General features: G+C 68.0%; 25 protein-coding genes. 15 read left to right on the top strand and 10 right to left on the bottom strand.

Going from position 1 to position 24,811, the window contains the following annotated elements:
- Positions 1–8: 8 nt before the first annotated feature.
- A complete protein-coding gene (locus HV793_RS27715) occupies positions 9–713 on the bottom strand; it encodes an aspartate/glutamate racemase family protein (protein ID WP_175182302.1) in 705 nt (234 codons plus the stop codon).
- Positions 710–1,168: a MarR family winged helix-turn-helix transcriptional regulator gene (locus HV793_RS27710; RefSeq protein WP_119452062.1), complete on the bottom strand. Its 459-nt coding sequence runs from the start codon at positions 1,166–1,168 to the stop codon at positions 710–712. Before HV793_RS27710 ends, HV793_RS27715 begins: the two co-directional genes overlap by 4 nt.
- 239 nt (positions 1,169–1,407) lie before the next feature.
- Here HV793_RS27710 and HV793_RS27705 point away from each other — a divergent pair, with 239 nt between their 5' ends.
- Both HV793_RS27705 and HV793_RS27700 read left to right on the top strand, forming a co-directional pair.
- Entirely contained in the window at positions 1,408–3,693 is a 2,286-nt protein-coding gene (locus HV793_RS27705) for a nitric-oxide reductase large subunit (protein WP_119452061.1), read from the top strand.
- Positions 3,694–3,772: 79 nt separating this feature from the next.
- The gene (locus HV793_RS27700; RefSeq protein WP_175214276.1) at positions 3,773–4,654 is read left to right on the top strand and encodes a formylglycine-generating enzyme family protein; all 882 of its coding nucleotides are present in this window, start codon (positions 3,773–3,775) and stop codon (positions 4,652–4,654) included.
- A gap of 17 nt (positions 4,655–4,671) precedes the next feature.
- Here HV793_RS27700 and HV793_RS27695 read toward each other — a convergent pair whose 3' ends face one another.
- A complete protein-coding gene (locus tag HV793_RS27695; protein ID WP_054458157.1) occupies positions 4,672–5,496 on the bottom strand; it encodes a Crp/Fnr family transcriptional regulator in 825 nt (274 codons plus the stop codon).
- 156 nt (positions 5,497–5,652) lie between these two features.
- On the opposite strand from HV793_RS27695, the gene nirK reads away from it, so the two are divergent.
- The 3 genes from nirK (at position 5,653) to aceE (ending at position 9,967) form a co-directional block, all read left to right on the top strand.
- Positions 5,653–6,735 carry a copper-containing nitrite reductase gene (gene nirK / locus HV793_RS27690; RefSeq protein WP_175214275.1) on the top strand — a complete coding sequence of 361 codons (1,083 nt, stop codon included), beginning with the start codon at positions 5,653–5,655 and terminating at the stop codon, positions 6,733–6,735.
- 82 nt (positions 6,736–6,817) lie between these two features.
- A complete protein-coding gene (locus HV793_RS27685) occupies positions 6,818–7,144 on the top strand; it encodes a c-type cytochrome (RefSeq protein ID WP_054458155.1) in 327 nt (108 codons plus the stop codon).
- Positions 7,145–7,303: 159 nt separating this feature from the next.
- The gene (aceE, locus tag HV793_RS27680; RefSeq protein WP_054458154.1) at positions 7,304–9,967 is read left to right on the top strand and encodes a pyruvate dehydrogenase (acetyl-transferring), homodimeric type; all 2,664 of its coding nucleotides are present in this window, start codon (positions 7,304–7,306) and stop codon (positions 9,965–9,967) included.
- Between the two features lie 7 nt (positions 9,968–9,974).
- On the opposite strand, the gene HV793_RS27675 is transcribed toward aceE, so the two are convergent.
- Positions 9,975–10,598, bottom strand: coding sequence for a LysE family translocator (locus HV793_RS27675; RefSeq protein ID WP_175214274.1), 624 nt, complete (start codon positions 10,596–10,598; stop codon positions 9,975–9,977).
- Between the two features lie 172 nt (positions 10,599–10,770).
- Between HV793_RS27675 and gorA the strand changes: the two genes are divergently transcribed.
- Complete coding sequence (gorA, locus tag HV793_RS27670; RefSeq protein WP_175214273.1) at positions 10,771–12,129, top strand: glutathione-disulfide reductase; 1,359 nt, start codon at positions 10,771–10,773, stop codon at positions 12,127–12,129.
- Positions 12,130–12,133: 4 nt separating this feature from the next.
- On the opposite strand, the gene HV793_RS27665 is transcribed toward gorA, so the two are convergent.
- Positions 12,134–12,949: a DUF72 domain-containing protein gene (locus HV793_RS27665; RefSeq protein WP_175214272.1), complete on the bottom strand. Its 816-nt coding sequence runs from the start codon at positions 12,947–12,949 to the stop codon at positions 12,134–12,136.
- A 151-nt stretch (positions 12,950–13,100) separates the two neighbouring features.
- Here HV793_RS27665 and HV793_RS27660 point away from each other — a divergent pair, with 151 nt between their 5' ends.
- The gene (locus HV793_RS27660; RefSeq protein WP_175214271.1) at positions 13,101–13,733 is read left to right on the top strand and encodes a LysE family translocator; all 633 of its coding nucleotides are present in this window, start codon (positions 13,101–13,103) and stop codon (positions 13,731–13,733) included.
- Entirely contained in the window at positions 13,733–14,029 is a 297-nt protein-coding gene (locus HV793_RS27655) for a hypothetical protein (protein ID WP_125473095.1), read from the top strand. The genes HV793_RS27660 and HV793_RS27655 overlap by 1 nt, the downstream gene beginning before the upstream one ends.
- Here the strand turns inward: HV793_RS27655 and HV793_RS27650 are convergent.
- Positions 14,000–14,962, bottom strand: coding sequence for a LysR family transcriptional regulator (locus HV793_RS27650; protein WP_217481790.1), 963 nt, complete (start codon positions 14,960–14,962; stop codon positions 14,000–14,002). The two genes, HV793_RS27655 and HV793_RS27650, sit on opposite strands and share 30 nt — an antisense overlap.
- A gap of 97 nt (positions 14,963–15,059) precedes the next feature.
- Between HV793_RS27650 and HV793_RS27645 the strand changes: the two genes are divergently transcribed.
- The 5 genes from HV793_RS27645 to HV793_RS27625 are packed head-to-tail and all read left to right on the top strand — an operon-like array spanning position 15,060 to position 19,896.
- Positions 15,060–16,037 carry a Bug family tripartite tricarboxylate transporter substrate binding protein gene (locus HV793_RS27645; RefSeq protein WP_175162694.1) on the top strand — a complete coding sequence of 326 codons (978 nt, stop codon included), beginning with the start codon at positions 15,060–15,062 and terminating at the stop codon, positions 16,035–16,037.
- A gap of 14 nt (positions 16,038–16,051) precedes the next feature.
- Positions 16,052–17,308: a CaiB/BaiF CoA transferase family protein gene (locus HV793_RS27640; protein WP_175162692.1), complete on the top strand. Its 1,257-nt coding sequence runs from the start codon at positions 16,052–16,054 to the stop codon at positions 17,306–17,308.
- Positions 17,309–17,331: 23 nt separating this feature from the next.
- Positions 17,332–18,234: an SDR family NAD(P)-dependent oxidoreductase gene (locus tag HV793_RS27635; protein ID WP_125473092.1), complete on the top strand. Its 903-nt coding sequence runs from the start codon at positions 17,332–17,334 to the stop codon at positions 18,232–18,234.
- On the top strand, positions 18,213–19,397 hold the full coding sequence (gene bktB / locus HV793_RS27630) for a beta-ketothiolase BktB (protein WP_175214270.1): 1,185 nt from the start codon (positions 18,213–18,215) through the stop codon (positions 19,395–19,397). Before HV793_RS27635 ends, bktB begins: the two co-directional genes overlap by 22 nt.
- Before the next feature lie 7 nt (positions 19,398–19,404).
- On the top strand, positions 19,405–19,896 hold the full coding sequence (locus HV793_RS27625; RefSeq protein WP_125473090.1) for a MaoC family dehydratase: 492 nt from the start codon (positions 19,405–19,407) through the stop codon (positions 19,894–19,896).
- Here the strand turns inward: HV793_RS27625 and pdxR are convergent.
- Positions 19,871–21,349, bottom strand: a complete 1,479-nt coding sequence (gene pdxR, locus HV793_RS27620) for a MocR-like pyridoxine biosynthesis transcription factor PdxR (protein WP_175182298.1) — start codon at positions 21,347–21,349, stop codon at positions 19,871–19,873. The two genes, HV793_RS27625 and pdxR, sit on opposite strands and share 26 nt — an antisense overlap.
- Before the next feature lie 123 nt (positions 21,350–21,472).
- On the opposite strand from pdxR, the gene HV793_RS27615 reads away from it, so the two are divergent.
- Positions 21,473–22,201 (top strand): GNAT family N-acetyltransferase, encoded by a 729-nt coding sequence (locus tag HV793_RS27615; protein ID WP_054458148.1) that lies wholly within the window; start codon positions 21,473–21,475, stop codon positions 22,199–22,201.
- On the top strand, positions 22,192–23,091 hold the full coding sequence (locus HV793_RS27610) for a DMT family transporter (protein WP_175214269.1): 900 nt from the start codon (positions 22,192–22,194) through the stop codon (positions 23,089–23,091). Before HV793_RS27615 ends, HV793_RS27610 begins: the two co-directional genes overlap by 10 nt.
- 11 nt (positions 23,092–23,102) lie before the next feature.
- Here HV793_RS27610 and HV793_RS27605 read toward each other — a convergent pair whose 3' ends face one another.
- The 3 genes from HV793_RS27605 to HV793_RS27595 all read right to left on the bottom strand — a co-directional run.
- Complete coding sequence (locus HV793_RS27605; protein WP_119452052.1) at positions 23,103–24,041, bottom strand: DMT family transporter; 939 nt, start codon at positions 24,039–24,041, stop codon at positions 23,103–23,105.
- On the bottom strand, positions 24,038–24,373 hold the full coding sequence (locus HV793_RS27600; protein ID WP_119452051.1) for a thioredoxin family protein: 336 nt from the start codon (positions 24,371–24,373) through the stop codon (positions 24,038–24,040). The genes HV793_RS27605 and HV793_RS27600 overlap by 4 nt, the downstream gene beginning before the upstream one ends.
- 110 nt (positions 24,374–24,483) lie before the next feature.
- A partial coding sequence (locus HV793_RS27595) for a M20/M25/M40 family metallo-hydrolase (RefSeq protein ID WP_175214268.1) occupies positions 24,484–24,811 on the bottom strand: 328 nt, incomplete at its 5' end.

Genomic DNA, 24,811 nt, shown 5'->3' with positions numbered 1-24,811 from the left:
GCGCCGGATCAGGCGCCGCGCAAGGCGCGGGTGAGCGCGGCGCGCGCCAGGATGCGGGTCGAATCCAGCGTGGGCAGGGCCGAATTGCCGTCGTTCAGCACCAGCGGCAACTCGGTGCAGCCCAGTACCACGGCGTCGCAGCCAGCCTCGCGCAGGCGCTCGATCACGGCTTGCAGCTTCGCCACGGATTCCGGCTTGAACACGCCGTACACCAGTTCATCCATGATGACGCGGGCCAGCGTGTCGCGGTCCGCTTGCGCCGGCCGCAACCATTGCAGCCCGCGCGCTTCCAGCTTGTCCGGATAGACGCTGCTGTCCACCAGCCAGCGCGTGCCCAGGATGCCGATGCGGCGCAAGCCGCGCGCCTGGGCCTCGGCCGCGACCTCTTCGGCGATATGCAGCCAGGGCAGGGGCGACTGCGGCAGCACATGGTCCAGCGCCTGGTGGATGGTGTTGTCCGGGCAGATCAGGAAATCCGCGCCCGCGCGCGCCAGCTTGCCCGCCGACGACTGCATCAGCGCGCCCACCCCGGCCAGGTCGGCCTGGTCCAGGCAGGCGACATAGTCCGCCAGCGAATGCGTGTGCAGCGAAATCTCCGGGTGCGCGTGCGGGCCCAGGCGCTGGGCGCCTTCCGCGCACAGCGTGCGGTAGCAAAGCGCGGCGCCTTCCGCCGAGCAGGCGACGATGCCGATGTGCAGGGGCGTGGCGTTCATTCAGCAGACTCCTTGTTGGATGCGCGCACGTGGCGCGCGATGTCCAGGAAGCTCGCCGCCATGGCGTCTTGCTGCGCCTGCGGCAGCCGCGACAGGAACAGTTCGTCGACGGCGGGGCCGTAGACCTTCCACATCTCGCGGCGCAGCGCGCGGCCCTTGGGCGTGAGGCGGGCGTAGGTGGCGCGGCGGTCTTCGTCCGAGCGGAAGCGTTCGACCAGGCCTTCGGCCTCGATGCGGTCCATCAGGCGCGTCAGGTTGTAGCGCGCGATCACCATGCGCTCGGCGATCTCGAACATCCTGGCCGTGCCGTCGGGCGCGCGCTCCAGCGCCCATAAGGCGTCATACCAGGCCAGCGGCGGCAGGCCGGCGGCTGACAGGCGCTTTTCGATTTCTTCCACTACCAGCGCATGCGCGGTCAGGAAGAGGCTCCACGCATCGGGCTTGCCCGTGGCCATGCGGTCGGTTCCTTTGAAAGAGGTGGGAATGCTGCGGGGATTGTAAGAGGCGGGCGCCAGGCGCGACGCCGGCATTTCGCGGTCCAAACAACCCTTTATTGGTGATTTATACCCTGGCTGGCCACGGTGAAAAAAACCGTGTGAATTGCAATGCCATGATTTGCATGGGATTTTTCCTGGCACGGAATTCGCATATGGGTACGTACCCCAAAACCGCAACACTGGAGGGCGTTCCCATCATGGGTCCGTATCGGAAATTATGGTTCACCTTGATCGCCGTATTGGCGGTCACGTTCGCATTGCTGGGCTTTTACGGCGGCGAGGTCTATCGCCAGGCGCCGCCGATTCCCGGGCAGGTCGTGACGACCGACGGCAAACCGCTGTTCGGCCGCGACGACATCCTGGACGGCCAGACCGCCTGGCAATCGGTCGGCGGCATGCAGCTGGGATCGGTCTGGGGGCACGGCGCCTACCAGGCGCCGGACTGGACGGCCGACTGGCTGCACCGTGAACTGACCGCCTGGCTGGACCTGGCCGCGCGCGAGCAGCACGGCCGGGACTATGCGCAGCTGGACGCGGGCGCCCAGGCAGCGTTGCGCGCGGAACTGAAGGCCGAATACCGCGCCAACCGCAGCGACGCCGCCACCGACACGCTGGCGGTGAGTCCGCGGCGCGCGCGCGCCATGGCGCAGACCGCCGCCTATTACGACCAGCTGTTCTCCGACGCGCCCGCGCTGCACCGCAGCCGCGAAAATTTCGCGATGAAGGAAAACACGCTGCCCGACGCCGCGCGCCGCACCCAGCTCACGCATTTCTTCTTCTGGACGGCATGGGCCGCGGCCACCGAGCGCGAAGGCAAGGCGGTCACCTACACCAACAACTGGCCGCATGAACCCCTGATCGACAACGTGCCCAGCGCCGAAAACGTCATGTGGTCCATCCTCAGCGTGGTGGTGCTGCTGGCCGGCATCGGCTTCCTGGTCTGGGCCTGGGCTTTCCTGCGCGGCAAGGAAGACGACGAGCCGCTGGCGCCCGCCAAGGACCCGCTGACCACTTTCGCCCTGACGCCGTCGCAGCGCGCCTTGGGCAAGTACCTGTTCCTGGTGGTGGCGCTGTTCGGCTTCCAGGTGCTGCTGGGCGCCTTCACCGCGCACTACACCGTCGAAGGGCAGAAGTTCTATGGCGTCGACCTGTCGCAGTGGTTCCCGTATTCGCTGGTGCGCACCTGGCATATCCAGAGCGCGCTGTTCTGGATCGCCACGGGCTTCCTGGCCGCCGGCCTGTTTCTGGCGCCGTTGATCAACGGCGGGCGCGATCCCAAGTTCCAGAAGCTTGGCGTCGACATCCTGTTCTGGGCGCTGGTGCTGGTGGTGGTCGGATCGTTCACCGGGAACTACCTCGCGATCGCGCAGATCATGCCGCCGGACCTGAACTTCTGGCTGGGCCACCAGGGCTATGAATACGTGGACCTGGGCCGCCTGTGGCAGATCGGCAAGTTCGCCGGCATCTGCTTCTGGCTGGTGCTGATGCTGCGCGGCATCGTGCCGGCGCTGCGCACGCCGGGCGGGGACAAGAACCTGCTGGCGCTCCTGACCGCTTCGGTCGGCGCCATCGGCCTGTTCTACGGCGCCGGCTTCTTCTACGGCGAACGCACGCACCTGACGGTGATGGAGTACTGGCGCTGGTGGATCGTGCACCTGTGGGTGGAAGGCTTCTTCGAAGTCTTCGCGACCACGGCGCTGGCCTTCATCTTCTCCACGCTGGGCCTGGTGTCGCGCCGCATGGCCACCACGGCCAGCCTGGCCTCGGCCTCGCTCTTCATGCTGGGCGGCATACCCGGCACCTTCCATCACCTGTACTTCGCCGGCACTACCACGCCCGTGATGGCCATCGGCGCCAGCTTCTCGGCGCTGGAAGTGGTGCCGCTCATCGTGCTGGGGCATGAGGCCTGGGAGAACTGGCGCCTGAAGACCCGCGCGCCCTGGATGGAAAACCTGAAGTGGCCGCTGATGTGCTTCGTCGCCGTGGCCTTCTGGAACATGCTGGGCGCGGGCGTCTTCGGCTTCATGATCAACCCGCCCGTTTCGCTGTACTACATCCAGGGCCTGAACACCACGCCGGTGCACGCGCACGCGGCCCTGTTCGGCGTGTATGGCTTCCTGGCGCTGGGCTTCACCCTGCTGGTGCTGCGCTACATCCGTCCGCAGTACGCGCTGAGCCCCGGTTTGATGAAGCTGGCGTTCTGGGGCATGAACCTGGGCCTCGCGCTGATGATCTTCACCAGCCTGCTGCCGGTGGGGCTGATCCAGTTCCACGCCAGCGTCAGCGAGGGCATGTGGTACGCCCGCAGCGAAGGCTTCATGCAGCAGGAGCTGCTGCAGAACCTGCGCTGGGGCCGCACCTTCGGCGACGTGGTGTTCCTGCTGGGCGCGCTGGCCATCGTGATGCAGGTGATCCTGGGCCTTCTGAGCGGCAAGCCCGCGCTGGCCGAGCCGCGCCTGCAGGCCAAGGCGGCGCGCGGGTAGCGGCGCGCGGCGAGCGGCGCGCGGCGAGCGTCGGGCTCTTTGCTTCAGCGCAAAGAGCCCGGCCGCGGCAGCCGGTCCAATGGAATCCAGCCCGCGCCCGACCGGCGCGGGCATTCCGGAGAACCGCCGCATGCGCATCCTGCCGACCGTCATCGTTTCATTGCTGTTGACCGCTTGCGGGCCCCAGGACGGGGTCCGTTTTGCGTTGCCGGAAATCACGCGGCTGCCGCCGGGCGAGGTGAGCTACGTGCCGCCGGGCGAGGCCTTGCGCAACGGCTATCCCGCCACGCCCGCGCCGCGCGTCGCGCGCTATCCGGATGGCCTGGTCATCATGACACGACAGGTCAGCCAGGCCGAATACGCAGCGTGCGTGGAGGCCGGCGCATGCAAGGCGTTGGACCCCGCGCAGCGCCAGGCGGTTGCGCCCGACCTGCCCGCGGTAGGCATCAGCTGGACCGACGCGGTTGCCTACGCTGCGTGGCTGTCCGAACGCACCGGCAGGCGCCTGCGCCTGCCCAGCTATGCCGAATGGGTCTACGCGGCGGGCGAAGCCTATCGCGCGGACGTCTTGCCGGCCTTGCCCGATGGCAGCGACCCGGCGCAGCGCTGGCTGGCGGAATACGAACAACAGAGCCTGCGCGGCGCGCAGGGCGACGTCACGGTGCGCGCCTTCGGCGCCTATGGCCGCAACCGCGCCGGCCTGATGGACATGGCGGGCAGCGTGTGGGACTGGACCGCCGATTGCCATGCGCGGCGCGTGCTGGACGGGCTGCGCGATGGCGCAAGCGGCAATGCGGCGCAGGAGCAGGAGCAGGAAAGCCGCAACTGCGGCATACGCGTCGCGGCCGGCAGGCACGTCGCGTATCTGCCCGATTTCATCCGCGACCCCAAGGGCGGGGCGTGTTCGGTCGGCGTGCCGCCCGCCAACCTGGGGCTGCGGCTGGTGCTGGAACCCGGCTAGGCCGCGTTGCCTGCGCTCTATGCGCCGGCCAGCTCGGCGCTCGCGTCGCAGGCCTCGTCCGCGGCCGGCGACCCGTGGCGACAGGACAGGCAGGCCGAGCAGTCCACGGCGGGCGCGGCGTGCTCGCCCAGGCGGGCCAAGGCGGCGGGCGAGCGCAGCACCACGCGCTTGCGCCCGGCCGAGACGATGCCGCGCTGCTTCCAGTCGCTGAGCAGCCGGCTGACCGTGTGCAAGGTGGTGCCGGTCATTTCGGCGATGTCCTGGCGGGTGATGGGAAAGCCGATGCCGATGCCGTCCTGCATGGGCTGGCCGGATTGCTGCACCAGCCTCAGGATGGCGCGCGCGACCCGTTGTTCGACTTCATCGGTGGACAGCTCCTGGATGCGGACGTGCGCGTCCTGCAGGCGTTGTCCCATGGTTTGCAGTGCGGCCGCTCCCAACTGGGGATGGCAGGCGATGAAGCGTTCCCAGGCCGTGGCCGGCCACGCCAGGCAGACGCTTTCCTGCACGGTCTGCACCGTAGCCGGATAGCAGGGCTGCCGCATGGCGCAGGCCAGCCCGAACATGTCGCCGGGATTCACGTAGCGCACCACGACCTGTTCGCCCTCCGGCGTCAGCTGCGCCACCTTCAGGCAGCCATGCAGCAGCACGAAAAAATGCGCGGCAGCGGCGCCCTGGCGATAGGCCAAGGCGCCGGCCTCCAGGCGGCAAGGCACCGCGCCGCGCAGCGCGGCGTCCAGCTGCGCATCGGACAAGGGCCTGAACAGATCCAGGTTGCGAAGCAGGGCATGGCACAGGGGCGACGACGCCGCAGGCTGCCCGGAAGCGTGTGGAGGGTCCATGCCTTGATGGTGACATCGCGGCCGCGCGGCGGCAATGCACGGCGGCTCGCAAGCTGGTCTGAAGTTTGCGCTACAGCAAAGAACGCAAAAGGTGGCGAGCCTTCAATGGAAGCGCCGACAGACTCGGCGTTGCAGAAACCCGAACAGGAGTTGCACATGAACGCTTTGCGCCCCACCTTGCTTGCCATGGCATTGATCGCAGCGATGGCGGGCGGCCCGGCAGCCGCCCAGAACGCCGATCAGCTGGAACGCGCCAAGGTTGCGCTGGTCGCCCCGCCCATGGTCCACCCGCATGAGCAGGTGGCCCGTTCGGGTCCCAAGGTGATCGAATTCACGATGACCATCGAGGAGAAGAAGATGGTCATCGATGACAAGGGCACGACCTTGCAGGCAATGACGTTCAACGGGTCCATGCCCGGTCCGACCCTGGTGGTGCATGAAGGCGATTATGTCGAACTGACCCTGGTCAATCCGGCCACCAACGCCATGCCGCACAACGTGGATTTCCACGCCGCCACCGGCGCGCTGGGCGGGGCCAAGCTCACCAACGTGAACCCGGGCGAGCAGGCCACGCTGCGCTTCAAGGCGGATCGCAGCGGCACCTTCGTCTACCACTGTGCGCCCGAAGGCATGGTGCCCTGGCACGTGGTGGCGGGCATGAGCGGCACGCTGATGGTGCTGCCGCGCGACGGACTGAAGGATCCGCAGGGCAAGCCGCTGCGCTACGACCGTGCCTACACCATAGGCGAGTTCGACCTGTACATCCCCAAGGACGCGAACGGCAAATTCAAGGACTACGCGACCCTGGCGGAAAGCTATGGCGACACGGTCGAAGTCATGCGCACGCTGACGCCGTCGCACATCGTCTTCAATGGCAAGGTCGGGGCCTTGACGGGGGCGAACGCGCTCACGGCCAAGGTCGGCGAGACGGTGCTCCTGATCCATTCGCAGGCCAATCGCGATACGCGCCCGCATCTGATCGGCGGCCATGGCGACTGGGTCTGGGAAACCGGCAAGTTCGCCAACCCGCCGCAGAAGGACCTGGAGACCTGGTTCATCCGCGGCGGTTCGGCGGGCGCGGCGCTCTACACCTTCAAGCAGCCCGGCGTGTACGCCTACCTGAACCACAACCTGATCGAAGCCTTCGAACTGGGCGCGGCCGGGCATATCAAGGTCGAGGGCAAATGGAATGACGACCTGATGAAGCAGATCAAGGCGCCGGGTCCGATCCCGCGCTGAGCGCGGCGGCAGGGCGCGCGTGGCGCGCCTTGCCCTTGTCTGTCCGCTACGCCGTCACGCTTTTTCCTTTCGGAGCCTTGCCATGTCCTCGCTGTATCGAATTGCGTTCGCCGCCGCCCTGGCCAGCCTGCCCGTCGCGCAAGCGGGGGCCGAGTCGCTGGCCGCCATCAACCCCGCGGGCGAAAAGCTCTACAAGTCCGCCTGTGTCGTATGCCACGCCAGCGGGGTCGCCAATGCGCCCAGGCTGGGCGACAAGCAAGCCTGGTCGCCCTTTATTGCGCAGGGCACGGATGCGCTGTTGGCCACCGTGCTCAAGGGCAAGGGCGCGATGCCGCCGCGCGGCGGCTCGTCCGCGGACGAACCGACCCTGAGGGCCGCGGTGGAATTCATGATGGCTGCGTCCCGCTAGCGGGGAGGGCCTGGGGACCTGTCCTGAAATAGTTGCACTTGCAATTATTAAAATTCCTCCATACGATTGCAATTGCACATGATGCAATTGCAATTCACGATGCGAAATGACGGCGGCCGTACACCGGGATGCCGCCTTCGCGCCCACCAGGAGGACGCCATGGACACCCCGATAGAACCGACCGACGCCGACCCGCAGGAAACCCAGGAATGGCTGGAGGCCATGCAGGCCGTGCTGGCCCACGAGGGCCGGCCGCGCACCCACTATCTGCTGGACCAACTGATCGGCCAGGACCGCGCCGGCCACGGCGGCTATGCCGCGCCGAATGCCACGCCCTACGTCAACACGATCCGGCCGGCGGAGCAGGGTTCGTTTCCGGGCGACATGGGCATCGAGCTGCGGCTGGACGCCTATCTGCGCTGGAACGCCATGGCCATGGTGCTGCGCGCGGGCAAGACCTCGGGCGTGGGCGGACACATCGCGACCTACGCCTCGGCCACGACGCTGTACGAAACCGGCTTTCGCCACTTCTTCCGTGCGGCCACGCCGGACTTCCTGGGTGACATGCTGTACATCCAGGGCCATTCCGCGCCCGGCATCTATGCGCGCGCCTATCTGGAGGGCCGCATTTCCGAGGAAGAACTCGACCGCTTCCGGCGCGAGACGGCCGGCGGCGGGCTGGCGTCCTATCCGCATCCGCGCACCATGCCCGGGTTCTGGCAGTTCCCGACCGTGTCGATGGGACTGGGACCGCTGATGGCCGCCTATCAGGCGCGCTACATGCGCTACCTGGAAGACCGCGAGCTGATCCCCGCGCAAGGCCGCAAGGTCTGGGGCTTTCTGGGCGACGGCGAACAGGACCAGCCCGAGACGCTGGCGGCGGTGGCGATGGCCGGGCGCGAAAAACTGGACAACCTGATCTTCGTGGTGAACTGCAATCTGCAGCGCCTGGACGGCCCGGTGCGCGGCAACGCCAAGATCATCCAGGAACTGGAAAGCGTGTACCGCGGCGCCGGTTGGAACGTCATCAAGGTGATCTGGGGAGCCGGCTGGGACGCGCTGCTGGCGCAAGACCATGACGGCCGCCTGCGCCGGCGAATGATGCAGTGCGTGGACGGCGAGTACCAGGTGTTCAAGGCGCGCGGCGGCGCATACGTGCGCGAACATTTCTTCGGCGCCGACCCGGTGCTGCTGGAGCGCGTGGCGCACCTGAGCGATGAGGAAATCGGCGCGCTCAACCGCGGCGGCCATGATCCTGCCAAGATCTATGCCGCCTACGCCTCGGCGCTGGCCCATCGTGGCCAGCCCACCGTCATCCTGGCCAAGACCGTCAAGGGCTATGGCATGGGCGCGGCGGGCGAGGCGGCCAACACCAATCACCAGCAGAAGAAGATGGCGGATCCGGCCGTGCGCGCCTTCCGCGACCGCTTCTCCATTCCGGTGCCCGACGATCTGCTGGAACAGATCCCCTACATCAAGCCCGCGCCCGGCAGCGCCGAGCGGACCTATTTCGACGCCGCGATCGCGCGCGCGGGCGGCCATCTGCCGCGGCGGCAGGCCGGACCCGGGCCGCTGGCCACGCCGCCGCTGGAGGCGTTCGCCGCGCACCTGAAGGGCAGCGACGGCCGCGAGTTCTCGACCACGATGGCCTTTGTGCGGGTGCTGGCGCAATTGCTCAAGGACCCCGCCATCGGCCAGCGCGTGGTGCCCATCGTGCCCGACGAGTCGCGCACCTTCGGCATGGACGGCATGTTCCGGCAGGTGGGCATTTATTCGCACGTGGGGCAGCTGTACACGCCGCAGGACGCAGACCAGTTGAGCGTCTACCGCGAAGACCGGCGCGGCCAGATTCTGCAGGAAGGCATCAACGAGTCGGGCGCGATGGCCTCGTGGATCGCGGCCGCCACCGCGCACAGCACGCACGGCGCGGCCACGATTCCGTTCTACATCTTCTACTCCATGTTCGGCTTCCAGCGCGTGGGCGACCTGGCCTGGGCGGCGGGCGACATCCGCGCGCGCGGCTTCCTGCTGGGCGCGACCTCCGGACGCACCACGCTGGAAGGCGAAGGACTGCAGCACGACGACGGCCACAGCCACGTGCTGGCCTCGGTCATCCCTTCATGCGTGGCCTACGACCCGGCCTACGCCTACGAGATCGCGGTGATCGTGCAGGACGGCATGCGTCGCATGTACCAGGACGAAGAAGACGTCTTTTACTACCTGACGCTGATCAACGAGAAGACCGCGCATCCGCCCATGCCGCAGGGCGCCGAGGAGGGCATCCTGCGCGGCATGTACCGCCTGCGCGAAGGCGGCGACGGCGCGCTGCGGGTGCAGTTGTTGGGCAGCGGCGCGATCCTGGGCGAAACGCTGGCGGCGGCAGAGCTGCTGCGGCAGGACTTCGGCGTGGCGGCCGACGTCTGGAGCGTGACCAGCTATTCGGAACTGGGCCGCGACGGCCAGGAAGCCGAACGCTGGAGCCGCCTGCATCCGCTGGAGAACAGGCGCGCCGGCTACGCGGAGACGGTCCTGGCGGACAGCGAGGGGCCGGTGGTGGCCGCCACCGACTACATGAAGACGGTGGCCGAACAGATACGTCCGTTCATGCAGGACCGCCGCTATGTCACGCTGGGGACCGACGGCTTTGGCCGGTCAGACACGCGGGCAGCCCTGCGGGCCTACTTCGAGGTGGACCGGCATCACATCGCGCTGGCGGCCCTGAAGGCGCTGGCGGACGACGGACTGATGCCGCACGAGCGCGCGGCCGACGCCATCGCCCGCTACGGCATCGACCCGGAGGCCGTGTCCGCGGCGCGGCCCTAGGGGCAGGCTAGACGCGCCGCGCCAGCAAGGCCCAGATCCCGGCGGCGGACAGCAGGGCGCCGCCGCCCAGGTTGAAGCCGCGCTGGGCGCGGGGCGAGGCCAACAGGCGCCGGGCGGACCCGGCAAAGATGGCATAGGCCGTGGCGTTGATGCCGGCGCAGGCGACGAAGGTGGCCGACAGGATCCAGAGCTGGCGCGTCACGTCGCCCGCCGGATCGATGAACTGCGGCAGGAAAGCCACGAAGAAGATGATGCCCTTGGGGTTCAGCGCCGTCACCAGATAGGTGTTGGCGAACAGCTTCCAGCGCGAACCCGAGGCAGTGGCCGTGGGCAGGGTCGCCGGCGACACGCCGGCGCGCAGCAGCTTGAAGCCCAGGTACAGCAGGTACAGGCCGCCCACGATCTTGACCACCGTGAACCAGAACGCCGACGCCGCCAGCAGGGCGCCCAGGCCCAGCAGCGACAGCAGCAGGGCGGTGGAGTCGCCCAGCGCCACCGCCAGCACCAGCGGCAGGCGTGCGCGCCGGCCTTGCGCAATGGAGTAGCTGATGACGGTGAGTATCGTGGGGCCGGGCAGCATCACGAGGAGGGCGGACGCGCCCAGGAAGGCCAGCCAGGTTTCAAGCGACATGGGATCTGCTCCAGGGGTGGGGCTGCGCGCGGCGGCCAGCCTGCGGGCCACTGTATAGCAATCGCGGCCGCCTGCAAACCGGACGTGGCCGGGCGCGCGCGCCGGGTGGTGTTAAATACGGTTTTCCCCGGACAGTGAGCGCGGGCCTGCAAGGGCGCGCGAAGGAAACATCATGGCATTCGATTTTGATCTGTTTGTGATCGGCGCGGGCTCCGGCGGCGTGCGCGCGGCGCGTTTCGCGGCGGGCTTCGGCGCGCGCGTGGCGGTGGCGGAAAGCCGTTACCTGGGCGGCACCTGCGTGAACGTGGGCTGCGTGCCCAAGAAGCTGCTGGTCTATGGCGCGCACTACAGCGAGGACTTCGAGCAGGCCCGCGGCTTCGGCTGGAACGCCGGCGAGCCCAGCTTCGACTGGCCCACGCTGATCGCGAACAAGAATCGGGAAATCGAACGTCTTAACGGCATTTATCGCAATTTGCTGGTCAATAGCGGCGTCACCCTGCTGGAAGGCCACGCCCGCATCCTCGATCCGCACACGGTCGAGATCAACGGCAAATCCTATAGCACCGCCAATATCCTGGTGGCGACCGGCGGCTGGCCCCAGGTGCCGGACATCCCGGGCAAGGAACACGCGATCACGTCGAACGAGGCCTTTTTCCTGAAGGAACTGCCGCGCCGCGTGCTGGTGGTGGGCGGCGGCTACATCGCGGTCGAATTCGCCTCTATTTTCAACGGCATGGGCGCGCAGACCACGCAGGTCTATCGCGGTCCGCTGTTCCTGCGCGGCTTCGACCAGGGCGTGCGCGAGCATCTGCGCGACGAGCTGGTGAAAAAGGGCATCGACCTGCGCTTCAACGCCGAGGTCGTCCGGATCGACAAGCAGGCCGACGGCACGCTGGCCGCCACGCTGAAGGACGGCTCCGTGGTCGAGGCCGATTGCGTGTTCTACGCCACTGGCCGCCGGCCCATGCTGGACAACCTGGGCCTGGAGAACACGGCGGTCAAGCTGGGCAAGGGCGGTTTCATCGAGGTGGACGACGAATACCGCACGGCCGAGCCCTCCATCCTGGCCATCGGCGACGTGATCGGCCGTGTGCCGCTGACGCCCGTGGCGCTGGCCGAAGGCATGGCGGTGGCACGGCGCCTGTTCCGTCCCGAGGAATACCGCAAGGTCGACTACCAGCTGATTCCGACCGCCGTGTTCAGCCTGCCGAACATCGGCACGGTGGGCATGACGACGGAAGAGGCGCGCGCCGCCGGCCACGAGGTCAAGCTGTTCGAAAGCCGCTTCCGGCCCATGAAGCTGACGCTGACCGAGTCGCAGGAAAAGACGCTGATGAAGCTGATCGTGGACGCCAAGACCGACCGCGTGCTGGGCGTGCACATGGTCGGCCCGGACGCTGGCGAGATCGTGCAGGGCATCGCGATCGCGCTGAAGGCCGGCGCGACCAAGCAGGTGTTCGACGAGACCATCGGCATCCATCCCACGGCTGCCGAAGAGTTCGTGACCCTGCGCACGCCGGTCGCCCAATAAGGCGCTACAGCCGTTCGATCATGGCGCGCGCCGCCATCGGCGCGCGTTCCTTCGCGCCATTGATGAAGAACGCAAAGACGTCTCCCGGCCGCGCCTTTTTTTCCGGGGTGCCGGTGAGCGGCAGGTCGGCCGGGTGGCCGCCGCGGGCCCAGCTGCGCAGGCGGTCCGCCCAGGCGTCCAGCGCCTTGGGCGGGTAGCCCGCCTTGTAGGCCGTGCTGGCGCGCATCAGCCGCGCATAGACGAAAGCGGCGGTACGGTCGGCGATGGACGGGTAGTCCTCGCTGTCCGTGTAGACGGTGGCCGCACCGTGGCGCCGCGCCAGCTCCAGGTATTCCTCGCAGGCGAAGCTGTTATGGCGCACGTCCAGTACGTGGCGCAGCGGCAAGCCGTCCACCTTGTCCGGCAGCAGCGCGAGGAAGGCGCCGAAATCGTCCGCATCGAATACCTTGGTCGGCGCGAACTGCCAGACGATGGGCCCCAGCTTGGGGCCCAGTTCGGCGATGCCGCTGTGCACGAAGCGGTGGATCGAATCCTTGGCGCCCGCCAGTTCGCGGCGGTTGGTCGCGTAGCGCGAGGCCTTCAGCGAAAACACGAAGCCTGCGGGCGTCTCATCGCGCCATTTGGCGAAGGTGGCCGGCTTCTGGGTACTGTAGTAGGTGCCGTTGATCTCGATGGCGGTGAGCTGGCTGCTGGCGTATTCCAGTTCGCGCGCATGCGGCAGGTTTTCGGGGTAGAAGACGCCGCGCCAGGGGGCGTAGGTCCAGCCGCCGATACCGATGCGGATGGCGCCGTCTTTCGGATGAGAATGCGCTTGCGGCATGGCCGGCCCTCCAGGCGTGGGAACCGGACAACTGTATCGCCGGCGCCACTGGTCCGCAAACCCCCGCCGGAAGTTCGCTGTTCCGATACAGTTTTGCGCTAAGGTGTGGATTCACGTTTCCACTTTCCGCGCGGCCCCGCGCCGGCCCATCATGCCCGACCTTACCCATCTGATGACGTTCGCCCTGGTTGCCCTGGGCATGGTGCTCACACCCGGGCCCAACATGATCTACCTGGTATCCCGTTCCATCTCGCAGGGCGCGCAGGCGGGCCTGATTTCGCTGGGGGGCGTGGCGGTCGGCTTCGTCTTCTACGTGCTCTGCGCGGCGTTCGGCATCACGGCGCTGCTGATGGCGGTGCCCTACGCCTACGACGCGCTGCGCATCGGCGGCGCGCTGTACCTGCTGTACATGGCCTGGCAGGCGCTGCGCCCGGGCGGGCGTTCGCCGTTCCAGGTGCGCGAACTGCCCAAGAGCAGCCCGCGCACGCTGTTCACGATGGGGCTGGTGACCAATCTGCTCAATCCCAAGATCGCGATCATGTACGTGTCGCTGCTGCCGCAGTTCATCCAGCCCGAGCGCGGCAGCGTGTTCACGCAGTCGCTGGCGCTGGGCATGACGCAGGTGGTCATCAGCCTGACGGTCAATGCGCTGATCGCCATCATGGCCGGTTCCATCGCCGGGTTCCTGGCGGGCCGCCCCTTGTGGATGGTGGTGCAGCGCTGGCTGATGGGCACGGTGCTGGCCGGGCTGGCGGTACGCATGCTGATGGATAACCGCCGCTGATGCAGGCCGAAGACGGTTTCTTTGCGTCCTTGGGCGGCATGCTGGGCGAGGCGCTGCGCAGCGTCGTCGCGGGCTTGAAGTGGCTGCTGGGCGGCCTGGGCCATGCCTTCGGCGATTTCTACTCGGGGCTGGCCGGCGCAATGGGCATGAGCCCGTCGATCTTCAATTTCATCCTGCTGGTGCTGGGGCTGATGTGCCTGTGGGCCGCGGTCAAGGCGCTGCTGCGCCGTTCGATCATCGGATTCCTGTTCTGGGTGATCGTCGCGCTACTGCTGCTGGGCGGACTGGGCGCCTAGCGCTTCTCCAAGCGCTTCCCGCAAGAGGTCGACGCGGGGATTGGATGGTCCCTTCCGGGTTATCAAGGCCACCACGCTGGAAGGCGGTTCCGGGTGCGCGCGTATCTGCTTGACCGCGCCCGCGGGGGCCATAGTGTCGCGGATGAGGGCCATGTCCGGCACGATGCCGATGCCCAGGCCGCTGGCGACGAACTGCACGCCGGTGGTGGGGCTGGTGGATTCCACCACGGGCAGGGGCGCGGGCAGGCCGGCATGGGTGAAGCAGTCTTCAATCAGCTTGCGGCCCATGGATCCTTCGGCCGGCATTACCCAACGTTCCCGTGCCAGGCTGGCCCAGTCCACGCGCCGCGCGCGGACCAGCGGATGGCTGGCGGCCGCAATCACCGCGAACTGCACTTCAAACAATTTGACGTACTGAAACGCGGCCGCCCCGGATCCCAGCATCTGCAGCGGGAAAGTGGAAATCAGCGCGTCGATTTCGCCCAGCTCCAGCGCGTGGAGCAGGGCGGGCACGCGTTCTTCGAGCAATTGCACGCGCATCGGCCTGGCATGGTTCACCAGTTTCTCGACCACGCCGCGCAAGTAGGTCTGCGCCAGGAAGGGCGGCGCGCCGATGCGGATCTTCGCCGCGTAGCGATCGGCGGTCTGGGCGTCGGCGCGCAGATGTCCAAGCTCTTCAAGCAACAGCGCGGCGCCGCGCAGCACCACCTCTCCTTGCGGTGTCGGTTTCAGGCCGCGCGCGGTGCGCAGGAACAAGGCAAAGCCAAACGCGCTTTCGACTTCCGTCAGCGCCTTGCTCAGCGCGGGTTGCGTCAAGTTGAGCGCCTGGCTCGCGGCGCGCAGGCTGCCCGTGCTCTGCACCACTTGCAGCATGCGCAGATGGCGAAAGCGCAGCTTGGATACCAGATGGTCGGGTTCGATGGCGCCGGTCATGGGTTGAGATAGAACTGAAAGTTATCGCTATATCAAAATATATCAATTTTTTGATTAGCTGCGATCGCCTATCCTGCCCGCATAACAAGGAGACAACATGCAACGTCGTACTTTTTGCCTGGGCGCCCTTGGCGCGGGCATGATGTTCCGTTCCATGGCGAACGCCGCAGAGAGCTATCCGTCGCGGGCCGTGCGCGTCGTCGTGCCCTATGCCGCTGGCGGGGGACCCGACATCATGGTGCGGCAATTCGGCCCGGTGCTCGGCGCCAGGATGGGTCAGACCATCGTGGTGGAGAACAAGGTGGGCGCGGGCGGCGTGCTGGCCGCCCAATACGTGGCCCAGGCTGCGCCCGACGGCTATACCGTGCTGCTGGGTTCCAACTCGCACCTGATCCAGAAAGCCCTGCAGCCGAGCCTGATGTTCGATCCCGAGCAGGACTTTCTGCCGGTCACGGTGATCGGCGCCTCGCCCAGCGTCCTGGTCGTGTCCGCCAAGTCACCCTACCGCACGGCGCAAGACCTGATCGCCGCCCTGAAGGCGCAACCGGGCAAGATGAACTACGCCTCGGGCGGCATCGGATCGGCCGCGCATCTGGGCGGCGCGACCTTCGTCACGCTGCTGGGGGCCGAAGCCACGCACGTTCCGTTCAAGGGGTCGGTGGAGATCCCGACCTCGCTGCTGCGCGGGGACACGGATTTCGCCTTCGCCATTGCCGGGACCGCCGTGCCGCAGGTGCAGGGCGGCCGGCTGCGCGCGCTGGCCGTGACCAGCCGCGAACCCATGGCTGAGCTTGCCGGCGTGCCCACGCTGCGGGAGATCCTGGGCAGCGATCTGGCGGTCCAGGAATTCTGGTTCGCCTTCTGGCTGCCGCGCAAATCGAGCGCCGAGGTGGCCGACAAACTCTATGGCGCAACCACGGCGTCGCTCAAGGACCCGGGCGTCAAGAGCAACTTCGAGGCGGCAGGCGTCAGCGTGATCCAAAGCGACAGCCCGGAAGCCGCCGCGTCGTTCGTGCGCAGCGAGGCCCGCAAATGGGCTGAAATCATCAAACTGACCGGCATCACCGCCGGCTGACCCGCAGGAAATCCATGGCCAAGCCTCTTGAAGGCGTACGCGTGCTCGACTTGTCGCACGTGATCGCCGGTCCTCTCGCTTCGTTTTATCTGGCGCAACTGGGCGCTGAAGTCATCAAGGTCGAACCGCCCCTGGCGGGCGAAGTCCTGCGCTCGATGAAGAACGGCGTCGACACCGACACGCCCACCGGATTCGCGGCCATCAACGCCGGCAAGCAATCGCTGGCGCTGGACATCCGGACCCGCCAGGGCGCGGACCTGCTGCGCTCGCTGGCCGCCTCGGCCGATGTGTTCATCGAAAACTTCAGGCCGGGCGTGGTGGCGCGCTACGGGCTGGACTACGCCTCGATCAAGGCGGTCAAGCCCGACATCGTGTATTGCTCCATCTCGGGCTTTGGCCAGCAAGGGGCCTGGTCGCAGCGCGGCGCCTACGACCATGTGGTCCAGGCGATGACCGGCATGATGATGATGTCGGGCGAGGGCGACGACGCGCCGCCGCTGAAAGTGGGCTTTCCGGTGATCGACGTGGCCGTGGGCATGCTGGGCGCGCTGTCCATCGTGTCGGCGCTGCATCGCAGACTGCGCGAAGGCGCCGGGCAATACATCGACGCGTCCATGGTCCAGGCCTCGCTGGCGCTGATGTACACCAATACCTGCGCCTACCTGAGCGACGGCACGCCGACGCGCCGGGTCGGCAACCGGGGCTACACCGGCAGTCCCGCGGCCGATACCTACCGCTGTGCGGACGGCTGGCTGGCGGTGGCCGCGAACACGCCGGAACAATTCCGCAAGTTGACCGCCGCCATCGGAGTGGAGGCGCTGTGCAGCGACGCCAGGGCGCTGGATCTGGATGCCTTCAACCTGCCCAACGGATTCGTGGTGCCGAACGACCGCGAGTACGTGGTGCAACGGCTGAGAGCCGCGTTTTCGACCCGCAGCGCCGCGCAGCTCGAGGACCTGCTCAGCCAGGCCGGCGTGCCCGCGGCCAAAGTGAGAAAGCTCGAGGAGTTCCTCGACGAGGCGGACGCTACCGGTTGCGTGAGCCTGCCTGATCATCGTTTTCACCAGGGTGGACGCGAGCTGCGCACGCATGGGCTAGGCTTTGCCTTCGAGCAGGACGGCGGCCCGACTCAGGCAGGCGCTCCCGCGCTGGGCGAGGGCACGCGCGAGGTGCTCAGGCGCGTGGGCCTGGACGACGCCGCGATAGCCGAGCTCGAGCGCGCCGGCGTCCTGCGGACCCAGGCCGACACCGCGCTTCCCCTGATCCCCTGAACAACCATTCATCCGGAGACTCTATGACTCAACTTTTGCAAGGCCGCGTCGCCATCGTGACCGGAGCCGGGCGTGGATTGGGCCGCTCGCATGCGCTGGAGCTTGCGCAGCACGGCGCCAAGGTGCTGGTGAACGACCTGGGCGCCGACCGGCCGGACTCGCCGGCCCAGGCCGTGGTGGACGCGATCCGCGCGGCTGGCGGGGACGCCATGGCGCATGGCGCCGACGTGACCCAGCCGCAGCAGGCCGAGGCGATGGTGCAGGCGGCCATCGCAAATTGGGGGCGCGTCGACATCCTGGTCAACAACGCGGGCATCCTGCGCGACAAGACCTTCGCCAAGATGAGCCTGGAGGACTTCCGCCTCGTGATCGAGGTCCATCTGATGGGCGCGGTGCATTGCACCCAGGCGGTGTGGAACGCCATGCGCGAACAGAACTATGGCCGCATCGTCATGACCACCTCGTCCTCGGGACTCTATGGCAACTTCGGCCAAGCCAATTACGGCGCGGCGAAGATGGCGCTGGTCGGCCTGATGCAGACCCTTGCCCTCGAAGGCGAGCGCTACGGCGTGCGCGTGAATTGCCTGGCGCCGACGGCCGCCACGGCCATGACCGAAGGCCTGCTCGATGAGCAGGCGCTGGCCTTGTTGACGCCGGACTCGGTCAGTCCCGCCCTGGTTGCCCTGGTGGCCGAAAACGCGCCCACCCGGACCATTCTGATGGCGGGCGCGGGCAGTTTCGAGCAGGCCAATATCACCATGACCCGCGGTATCCATCTGAGTGGAGAGGAGTTGTCCGCGCAGGCCCTGATCGGCCGCCTGGACGAAGTGTCCGACCGCGCGCAGGAAACGGTTCCCGCCACCGGTTTCGACCAGTTGCGCCACGAGATCGCCAAGGCCCAGGCATGCGAAACCGAGAAGTTGTAGTCCTGTCTGGCGTGCGCACGCCCATCGGCAGTTTCGGCAAGAGCCTGAAGGACGTCCCGCCCACGGCGCTGGCCGCCGAGGTGTTGAAAGCCGCCGTGGCGCGCGCGGGCCTGGCGCCTGCGCAGATCGAGCACGTCTGCTTCGGCCAGGTCATCACGACCGAAGCGCGTGACCTGTACTTGTCGCGGGTGGCGGCGATCGAGGCCGGTTGCGCCGACGGCACGCCGGCATTCAACGTCAACCGCTTGTGCGGCTCGGGATTGCAGGCGGTCGTTTCGGCGGCGCAGTCCATCCTGCTGGGCGACTGCAAGGTCGCGGTGGCGGGCGGCGCCGAGAGCATGTCGCGCGCGCCGTACGCCACATCGGCGCTGCGCTTCGGCGCGCGCATGGGCGATGCGCCGATGACCGATATGCTGCTGGGCGCCTTGCATGATCCGTTCCACCGCATCCACATGGGCGTCACGGCGGAAAACGTCGCCAGGCGCTACGGCATTACGCGGGACGCGCAGGATGCGCTGGCGCTGGAGAGCCACCGCCGCGCCGCGCGCGCCGTGGCCGAAGGCCGCTTCGACGCGCAGCTCGTGGCCATCACGACGCCCGGCCGCAAGCCCATTGTGTTCGCGCAGGACGAGCACGTCCGCGCCGACATCGCGCCGTCGGACCTGGCCGCCCTGACGCCCGTATTTTCTTCCGACGATGGCACGGTCACGGCGGGCAACTCCTCCGGCATCAATGACGGTGCGGCCGCGCTGGTACTGATGGAGCGTGCCGAGGCGCTGGCCCTGGACGCGCGCCCCATGGCCCGCCTGCTTGCTTACGCCCATGCCGGCGTGGACCCGCGCTACATGGGCATGGGCCCGGTTCCCGCCGTGCGCGCCGCCCTGGCCAAGGCAGGCCTGTCCGCCGCCGATATGGATGTGATCGAGTCCAACGAGGCCTTTGCGGCGCAGGCCTGCGCGGTGGCGAGCGAACTGGATCTGGATCCGGCCAAGGTCAATCCCAATGGTTCGGGCATTGCGCTGGGGCATCCGGTGGGAGCCACGGGCGCGATCATCGCTGTCAAGGCCTTGCACGAACTCGAGCGCATCGGCGGACGGTACGCGCTGGTCACCATGTGCATAGGCGGCGGGCAGGGCATCGCCGCAATCTTTGAACGCATCTGAAGCCGCCATGACACGCAATCCTGTTGCATCTCCTCTGCCGTTCGACTCGATCCAGTCCTTGCTGAACGCCGTGGGGCAACCTCCCATTGTTTCCGACGCGCTGCTGATCGATCAGGACATGATCGACCGGTTCGCGCAGGTCACGCTCGATACGCAGTGGATCCATGTGGACCGGCTGCGCGCGCAAGCGGAATCCCCCTATGGCGACACCATCGCGCATGGCTTTCTGGCGCTGTCGCTGCTGACGCACTGGCAGAACAGCTGCATCGCCTTTCCGGGCGCAGCGATGTTGCTGAATTACGGATTCGACAGGGTCCGCTTCACCGCGCCCGTGGTTTCCGGCACGCGCGTGGCCGCCAGCTTTTCCTTGGCCGAGGTCGTGGAGACCGGCACGGGCATGGCCCGCTGCGCCTGGAAGGTCGCGATCCAGGCGGAGGGGACGCTCAGGCCGTCGGTGCATGCCGACTGGCTGATCATGGTGCGGTACGGGAGCCCTTGAGTCCCAACGTCACGTCGCGGAGCCTGCGCACCAGGCCCGCGAACCGCTCGGCTCCGGTATTGCCATATCCGATCACCAGGCCATTGTCCTCCGCCCGCGGCGCCACCGCGAACGAGGACAACGCGCCCGGATTCATCCCGATCTTGCGCGCCTGTTCCACGATCTCCCGGTCGGGATATGCAGCAGGCAGCCGCACCGTCAGATGCAGCCCGGAATGTCCGCCCAGGACTTCGTGTTCGATCCCCAGATGCGCCGCCAGCGCCTCGCGCAATGCTCCCTGGCGTTCTCGGTACAGGCGCCGCATGCGGCCCAGGTGGCGCGAGAACTGGCCGTTTTCCATGAAGGCCGCCATGGTCAGCTGTTCCAGCCGGTGGCCGCCGCGCAGCATCTCGATGATGGATGGCATCGCCTGCGCGGCGATGGCTTCGGGCAGCACCACGAAACCCAGGCGCAGCGCCGGGAACATGGTCTTGCTGAAGGTGCCCACGTAGAGCACCGGCGCGTCCTCGACCAGGCCCTGCATCGCGGCGATGGGTTCGCCCTGGTGGCGGAATTCGCTGTCGTAGTCGTCCTCGATGATCCAGGCGCCGGCCTGGCGGGCGCGTTCGATCAAGCCCAGGCGGCGCGGCAGGGACAGCACCGCGCCGGTCGGGTACTGGTGCGACGGCGTTGTCTGGATGAGGCGGGGCGGGCGTTCCTGCCAGGCGCTTTCGGGAATCACGATGCCGTCCGCGTCCACGCGCATGGCAACCACGTCCAGGTCGCCGCCATGGAAGGCGGACTTGGCGCCGCGGTAGCCGGGGTCTTCCAGCCAGGCGGTGTCGCCAGGGTTGGTCAACAGCTGCACGCAGAGCGCCAGCGCGCCCTGGGCGCCTTCGGTGATGACGATGCGCGAGGCGTCGCAGCGCACGCCGCGCGACACGCGCAGGTATTGGGCGATGGCTTCGCGTAGCGCCGGCTCGCCCACGGGATGGCCGTAGCCCAGGGCCGTGGCCGGGGCGGCTTGCAGCGCGCGGTCCTGCGCGCGGCGCCATGCGTTGATGGGAAACTGCGTCAGCGCAGGCGTGCCGGGCGTCATGGGCAGCGAACCGTCGTGGGCGTAGCGCGTGGAGACGATGCGCGTCAGCCGCTTGGCGGTGAGCGAGGGCTGGTCCGTGGGCGGCGTCGCGCGCTTGGCGGCGATGGCCGCGGCGGCCGACAGGGGAGCGACCCGCGTGCCCTGGCGGTCGGCGATCACGTAGCCTTCGGCCGTGAGCTGCTCGTAGGCGATCAGCACCGTGTTGCGCGAGATGGCCAGTTCTTCTGACAGGGCGCGCGACGAGGGCAGCTTGCCGCCCGCGGGCAGCTGTCCGGCCAGGATGGCTTGCTTGAGGCGCTGGATCAGCTGGCGCTGGCGCGGCAGGGCGCCGGGGCCGCGCGTGAGCGGGCTGGAAAGCAGGGCGGGGGTATTCATCTTGGCCCTATTAAAATTCTGGATCGTGGTGCTTTTTATGATGCCACGATTCCGATATCGTGAGGGCATGCGTACTGCGTCCGTCCCTTCGGGCGGCGCGCCAACCTGAAGAGGCCCCGTAGCATGCAACCCCGCGTCAACGCCTACCAGCAACCCATCGGCCCGGACATGACGGGCTGGACCACGCGTCCGCGTCCGCCCCTGACACCCATCGTCGGCCGCTATTGCCGGCTGGAGCCGCTGTCGGCCGAGCGCCACGCCGAGGATCTGTTCCACGCGTTCAGCCAGGCGCCGGACGACAGCGACTGGACCTACATGTCGGTGGGACCCTTCGCGGACCTGGCGGCCTACCGCCAGTTCGCCGAGAAGGCGCAGGCCGGCAATGACCCCTTGCATCACGCCATCATCGACCTGGAAACGGGGCGCGCCATCGGCACGCTGGCGCTGATGCGCATCGACCCGGCCAACGGCGCGATCGAAGTCGGCTTCGTGTCGTTCTCGCGCCAGCTCAAGCGCACCCGCATCGCAACCGAGGCCCAGTTCCTGCTGATGAGCCGCGCCTTCGACGAACTGGGCTACCGCCGCTATGAATGGAAGTGCGATAGCCTGAACGCGCCGTCGCGCGCGGCGGCTCTGCGGCTGGGTTTCCAGTTCGAGGGCATCTTCCGCCAGGCCACGGTGTACAAGGGCCGCAGCCGCGACACGGCCTGGTTCGCCATGGTCGACGGCGACTGGCCCGCGCTGCGTGCCGCCTATGAGCGCTGGTTGAGCCCCGACAATTTCGATGCCCAGGGCAAGCAGCGGCAGGGCCTGTCCGAACTGACGGCACAGGCGCGCGCCGCGTGCGCCTGATCCCGGTTGCGCTGGCCCTGTTCTGGGGCCTGAACTGGCCGGCGGTGAAGATCATCCTGTCGATTTTCCCGCCGTTCACGCTGCGCCTGCTCGGCCTGGGCAGCGGCGCGGTGCTGTTGTTGCTGCTGGCGCGAGCCAAGCGGGTGCCCCTGCTGCCGCCGAGCGAGTCGTGGCGCGGCATCATCGTGGGCGGCCTGCTTGCCGTTGCGGCCTTCAACCTGCTGGTGGCCTGGGCGCAGCTCAGCACCAGCACCTCGCGCGCGGCGGTGCTGACCTTCACCATGCCCATGATGTCGGCCGTGCTGGCCTGGGCGGTGCTGGGCGAACGCCTGGACCGGCGCCGGGCGCTGGCGCTGCTGCTGGGCGCGGCCGGGGTTTCCATCCTGGCCTGGCCGGTGCTGCGCGCAGTCTTCGGCGAACACGATGCGGCCGCGGCCAAGGGTCTGGTGTTTCCGCTGGTGGCGGCTTTCGGCTGGGCCGCCGGCACGGTCTACTTGAAGGGCTGGCCGGTGGCCGGCGATCGCATCGTCGTCACGGCCTGGCAGTTGGCGGTGGGCGCGGCTTGCGCCTTGGGCGGCATGCTGATCGCGGGCGAATCGTTCCCCACGCAGGGCTGGAACGGCCGTGTGGTGGCGGCGCTGTCGTTCCACATCATCCTGGGCACCGCCGTCGCGTACTGGCTCTGGTTCGTGCTGAGCGAGCGCGTCAGCGCCACGGTGGCCGCGCTGACCACATTGATGGTGCCGGTGGTGGGAGTGCTGGGCGCGATGGCGCTGGTGGGCGACCGGCCCGCCGCCTTGGACTGGTGGGGATTCGCCCTGGTGCTGGGAGGCGCCGCGCTGATCGTGCTGAACCTGGGCGCGGCGCCCGCGCCGCGATCCAGGCCATAGGCGAGGGTGGATCAGCGCGCGCGCCGCAGCTTCTCGCGCAGCAGTTCGGCGCCGCTCACCAGGGTGATGCCGGTCAGCACCAGCAGCGCGCCCAGCACGAAACCGGCGTCCAGCGGTTCGTCCAGGATGAGCACGCCGAAGCTCACGCCGAACAGCGGCGTCATGAACGACAGGACGGACAAGCGCGAAGCCAGGTAGCGGCGCAGCAGCCAGAACCAGGCCAGATAGCTGGACAGGGCCACCACCACGGACTGGAAGGCGACGCTGAGCACTGCCGCCTGCGTATAGCGAAAGCCGGCGTTGCCGGTGGCCGCGGCGTAGGCCAGCAGGGTAATGGCCGCGACCGCCATCTGATAGAACAGCGTCTTGGCAGGCGCGGCTTCGGACAGCGAGGTCTTGCGGATCGCCACGGTGGTGGCGCCCCAGAACAGGCCGGCCAGGAGGCCCATCGCATCGCCCAGCAGCATGTTGGGCGCGCCGGCCGATCCCGCCGGCTGGCCCTTGCCGAGGAAGGCCACGGCGATGCCGCAGAACGCCACGGCCACGCCCACCCACTGCAGCGGCTTCAGGCGTTCTTCGGGCAGCAGCCAGTGCAGTCCCAGCGCGGTGAAGATGGGCGCGGTGTACAGGAACACCGACATGTGCGAGGCCGTGGTGTAGACCAGGCCCTGCGCCACGAACAGAAATTCCCCGGCGAACAGCAGGCCCACGATGAGACCGGGCAACGCCGTGCCGTCCATGACGGCACGCAGGCCTTCGCGCCGCCACACGGCCACGGCCAGCACCAGCGCCGCGAACGCCGAGCGCAGTCCGATCTGCATGATGGGCGAAACATCCGCGGCCACCAGTTTGATGGCGATCTGCTGGAAGCCCCAGCAGACGCACAAGAGCAGCATGGCGCCGGTCGCCAGCCCGTCCAGCGGCTGGCGCAAGGGCTTGGCGGCGCTCACGGCAGTTCGGCGGGGTAGCTGTCCAGGGCCAGGCCGATCTGCTGGCGCAGATCCCATTCCGCCAGCGTCGATTGCACCGGGCCGAAGAAGGCGCCGTCGCGCGTCACGAACATGGCGGGCAGGTGGAAGACTTCGTAGCGCTCGACCAGGCCGCGGTTGTCGCCGGCGTCGACCCAGCACACGCGTTCCACGGGCAGCTCCAGCTGCGGCAGTTGTTCACGGGCGACGCGGCAGGTGCCACAGGTGCGGCTGTGGAAGACCAGCAGGGACAGCCCGGGCGCGTCCAGCAGGTAGCGGTCGGCGGTGCTGTCGTTGAGTTCTATCTGTTCCATGGGGCGGGCAAGGCGGGAGAGGGCGCCGGTCGCGGCGCGAGGCGCCCATTATGGCAGCGCCCCGCCCGCGGGCGGGAGATACCCGCGGGCCTGGCAGGGCCGTCCCGGCCTCAGGCGGCGCGCAGCTTGCGGTCCAGTTCCAGCACCGACTGGTACAGCACGCGGGTGCCATCCAGCAGCTGCGTGGGTTCGATCCACTCTTCCGGGCAATGGCTGCGGCCGTTCAGGCAGGGGATGAAGATCATGCCGATGGGGCCGGTGGGCGCCATGTAGACCGCGTCGTGGCCCGCGCCGCTGGGCAGGCGCATGGAGGCGTAGCCCAGCTGATCGGCGGCGGCCTGCACCGCGTCCATCACCAGCGGCGTGCAGTCCGTGGGCCGCGCGCGGCTCAGCTGCGTGAAGCTTGCGGACAGGCGCAACGCGGTCAGGTCGGTGGCC

This window comes from Achromobacter aegrifaciens, assembly GCF_902859965.1.
In the GTDB taxonomy this organism is placed as follows: domain Bacteria; phylum Pseudomonadota; class Gammaproteobacteria; order Burkholderiales; family Burkholderiaceae_B; genus Achromobacter; species Achromobacter aegrifaciens.
This window is presented reverse-complemented; position numbering and strand designations above follow the sequence as displayed.